Source organism: Streptomyces otsuchiensis (genome assembly GCF_004305975.1).
Taxonomy (GTDB): Bacteria; Actinomycetota; Actinomycetes; order Streptomycetales; family Streptomycetaceae; genus Streptomyces; species Streptomyces otsuchiensis.
Window position 1 is genome coordinate 1 of sequence record NZ_BHZI01000406.1, and the last position, 3,985, is coordinate 3,985.

A 3,985-nucleotide genomic window follows, 5' to 3' on the forward strand; every position below is an offset into this window, starting at 1 on the left:
CTCCTGGTGGCTCGTGGGGGTGGACGGGCGGGGCGGGGCTCAGGCGTCCGTCATGTAGGACAGTTTCTGGACCAGTTCGCCGTCCCTGAAGCAGAAGCGGTAGACCAGCGTCTTGTTGAGGTTGTCGGGCTGCTCGGTCGACATCAGGACCAGGCAGGTGGCGTCCTCCGGGCTGGGGGGCCCGTCGTTCACGGCGGCGTTGAGCAGAACCGAGGCGTCGGGGAGCTTCTGGCGCACGGAGTGCTCGCTCTGGCCCGTCCGGATCGACTCGTACAGCGCCGGCGAGACCTCCACCCGGCTGACCTCCCAGATCGCCCAGCCCACCAGCGCCACGATCCCCGCCGCGCAGAGCAGCGCGGCGCCGCAGCCGATCGCGAGGCCCTTTCTCCTGCGTCCCATGGCTCTGTTGATCTCTTTCTGCCGCTCCGGCGGACCGGTCCAGTCGATGACCGTTCCACCGTCGCCCCCGGGCGGTGCCCAGCGATGCCCCGGAAAGTCGTCGGCGGAGTCGACGAAAGGCTCGACCTCGCGCTCGGAGCCGGGCCGGTCCGCACTGGGCTGTCCACCGGACTGTCCACCGTCTGTGGACGGCGGCGGGGAGCCGTAGGGCAGCAGCGCGGCGACCCGGAAGCCGCCGTCGGGCGTGGGTCCGGTGTGCACCATGCCGCCGACCAGCCGCGCCCGTTCGCGCAGGCCGGTGAGGCCCTGGCCGCCGCTGACCACCTCGACGGGCGGCACGGCTCCGGCGCCGCGTCCGCCCACGCCCACACCGGCCGGGACCGGAACCGGACCGTTGGCGATCTCGACCACCAACGTGTCCGGCTCGTAGCGCAGTTCAACGGTGATCGGGGCACCGGGCGCGTGCTTGAGCGCGTTGGTGAGCGACTCCTGGACGACGCGGTACGCCGCCTGTCCCCCGGCAGGCGCCAGGGGCCGTTCCTCACCGCTGCGGCGCAGAGTGACGGACGCCCCCGCGTTCCGGGAGGACTCCACCAGGCCGTCGATCCCGGCTGTGCCCCGGGGTGTGCTGCTGCCGCTGTCCTGTCGGGGCTTCCCCGGCTCGCCCTCATGGAGCACGCCGACCGCGTCGCGCAGTTCCCTGAGCGCGGTGGAAGACGCCTCGCGCAGGACGGCGACGGTGCCGCGCTGCTCGTCGGTGAGCGTGGGGTCGACCTCCAGTGCTCCCGTCTGGAGGGCGAGGAGGGCCAGTTGGTGGCCGAGGCTGTCGTGCATGTCCTGGGCGATGCGCTGCCGTTCCCGCAACCGCGCGTGGGAGGCGACGAGTTCGCGTTCGCGCAGCAGTTGGGTGTTGTGTTCGTGCAACGCCCCCACCAGGGCCTTTCGTTGGCCCCGGTAGCGGCTGACGACACCCGGGAGCAGGGTCGTCGTCAGGAAGGTCAGCGCCGTGATCATGACCAGGCGGGGCAGCATGCCGCCCAGGTGCAGCAGCAGGCTGAGGACGCTGAACAGGACGCCGGAGGCGGTGAAGGCCGCGACCACGCGCCATGTTCCCTCGATGCGCCGGCCGGCGGACCAGCCCACCACCATCATCAGCAGCCAGAAGCTGGAGAACGCGCCGGTGGCGGCGCCGACGAGGACCAGCACCGTCGCCGGGAAGGCGCGCCGCAGCAGGCAGAGCACGCCGGCGAACACGGCGCCCGCCGCCATCATCGGCGGCCCGTACCAAGCCAGCCCGAAGGTCGTCGCGGACGCCGTCAGCACCAGCAGCGTCGCCTCCCCGGCGATCCGCCGGGCCGACCAGGTACGCGTCTCCGTCGCCACCGCGCGGCAGGCGCCGGCGACTCTTCTCGTCACATCCACCCGCTCACGGTAGGTCCCGTGCGGGGCCGTGACGGTACGCCTTCGTCTACGGGGACAGCGACCAACGGTGGACGGCTCCGCGCTCCCCCGGAACTCCCGGAGCCCTCACGCGGGGACGGGCGGCGGCCGGGCGGGCCGCCCGGCTCGCGTATCGTGAGCGCACGGTCCGCACCGCCCGCCGAGGGCGACGGTGCAGCGGCCACCTAGCCGAGCATCGCCGCCAGCCTCGCGGGAGAGCTGTGATCAGGGTCCTCATCGCGGACGACGAACCGCTCATCCGCGCGGGCATCAAGATGATCCTCACCTCGGCCGACGACATCGACGTCGTCGCGGAAGCCGGGGACGGCCGCGAGGCGGTCGAGCTGAGCCGCTCGCACGCGGTGGACGTGACGCTGCTGGACATCCGGATGCCGGTGATGGACGGACTCTCCGCGCTGGCCGAGCTGCGCCGCGTGGCACCCGCGGTGCGCGCGCTCGTGCTGACCACCTTCGGGGAGCGGGACAACGTGCTGCGGGCGCTCAGTCACGGCGGCGCGGGCTTCCTGCTGAAGGACGCGGCGCCGGGTGAGCTGATCCAGGCCGTGCGCGCCGCCGCGTCCGGGCAGGCGTTCCTCTCGCCCGGGGCCACCCGGCATGTCGTGGACTCCCTGGCCTCCGGCGGCTCGGCGTCGCGACAGGAGACGGCGCGCAAGCGGCTGGAGGTGCTGACGGCGCGCGAGCTGGAGGTGCTGGCGCTGCTCGGCGAGGGCCTGTCCAACGCCGACGCCGGGGCGCGCATCCATGTCAGCGAGGCGACGGTGAAGACCTACGTCAGCCGCATCCTGACCAAGCTGGACTGCGAGAACCGCGTCCAGGCGGCGCTGCTCGCCCGCGACGCGGGCCTCGGCAGCCAGTTCTGACTCGGCCGGGCCGGGCACGGCCTTAGCGCACCGCCGGTCGCGCGGGGCGCGAGCGAGGTCAGGAGGCCAGCGGCTCGGGTACGCGACGAGGCGGTCCGGTGGCTTCGGCTCCGTCGACCCCGCCGGTGCCGCCCGTCCCGTCGATCTCCTCGGCCCCGTCGGTCCGGTTGATCTCGGCCCACACCGCGTCCAGGGAGAGCCCCAGGACGGCGGCGATGGCGGCGATGGTCGGGAAGGCGGGCGTCGCCACGCGGCCCGACTCGATCTTCCGCAGGGTCTCCGGTGAGACGCGGGCGGCGAGCGCGGTGTCGAGCATCGAGCGCTCGCCTCGGGCGCGACGCAACAGGGCGCCGAGGCGTTCTCCGCGGGCGACCTCTGCGGGGGTGAGCGGCAACCTGACCATGAGCCGATTCTAGACCGGGATAATATGGCCGGTATAGTTATTGGTCGCAGGAGAAGGGCGCCGCATGATCGAGATCCTCAACCCCACCCAGCTGTCCCGGGCGAAGGAGTCCGGCGCCCTGGTCGCCGACATCCTCCACACGCTCAGGGGCCGCGCCACGGTCGGCACCAATCTGCTGGACATCGACCGGTGGGCCAAGGAGATGATCGTCGGAGCCGGGGCGCAGTCCTGCTACGTCGACTACGAGCCGTCCTTCGGTCGCGGGCCGTTCGGCCACTACATCTGCACGGCGGTCAACGACGCGGTGCTCCACGGGCTGCCCCACGACTACACACTCGCCGACGGCGACCTGCTGACCCTGGACCTCGCCGTCGCCAAGAACGGCGTCGCGGCGGACTCCGCCATCAGCTTCCTGGTCGGCGAGAGCGAGCCGCCGGAGAGCGTCGCACTGATCGACGCCACCGAACGCGCGCTGAGCGCGGGGATCGCCGCCGCCGGGCCCGGCGCCCGCATCGGTGACCTCTCCCACGCCATCGGCACCGTCCTCGGCGACGCCGGGTACTCGATCAACACCGAGTTCGGCGGCCACGGCATCGGCACGACCATGCACCAGGACCCGCACGTCGCCAACACCGGCCGCCCCGGGCGCGGTTACACCCTGCGACCGGGGCTGCTGCTCGCCCTGGAGCCGTGGGTGATGGCCGACACCGCCACGCTGGTCAAGGACGCCGACGGCTGGACGCTGCGCAGCGCCACGGGCTGCCGGACGGCGCACAGCGAGCACACCATCGCCATCACCGAGGACGGCGCCGAGATCCTCACCCTGCCGGAGCCGCTGCGGCGGTGAGGGGCAGGGCGAGCG

4 protein-coding genes are annotated in these 3,985 nt (G+C 72.8%); 2 read left to right on the forward strand and 2 right to left on the reverse strand.

The window, feature by feature from the left end:
* Positions 1 to 39 precede the first annotated feature (39 nt).
* Positions 40 to 1,821, reverse strand: a complete 1,782-nt coding sequence (locus E0D90_RS24350; RefSeq protein ID WP_227870472.1) for a sensor histidine kinase — start codon at positions 1,819 to 1,821, stop codon at positions 40 to 42.
* A 239-nt stretch (positions 1,822 to 2,060) separates the two neighbouring features.
* Between E0D90_RS24350 and E0D90_RS24355 the strand changes: the two genes are divergently transcribed.
* Positions 2,061 to 2,720, forward strand: coding sequence for a response regulator (locus E0D90_RS24355; RefSeq protein WP_130800108.1), 660 nt, complete (start codon positions 2,061 to 2,063; stop codon positions 2,718 to 2,720).
* 58 nt (positions 2,721 to 2,778) lie between these two features.
* Here E0D90_RS24355 and E0D90_RS24360 read toward each other — a convergent pair whose 3' ends face one another.
* Positions 2,779 to 3,123 (reverse strand): helix-turn-helix domain-containing protein, encoded by a 345-nt coding sequence (locus tag E0D90_RS24360; protein ID WP_227870473.1) that lies wholly within the window; start codon positions 3,121 to 3,123, stop codon positions 2,779 to 2,781.
* A 64-nt stretch (positions 3,124 to 3,187) separates the two neighbouring features.
* On the opposite strand from E0D90_RS24360, the gene map reads away from it, so the two are divergent.
* Complete coding sequence (gene map, locus E0D90_RS24365; RefSeq protein ID WP_130800109.1) at positions 3,188 to 3,970, forward strand: type I methionyl aminopeptidase; 783 nt, start codon at positions 3,188 to 3,190, stop codon at positions 3,968 to 3,970.
* The last annotated feature ends 15 nt before the right edge of the window (positions 3,971 to 3,985 follow it).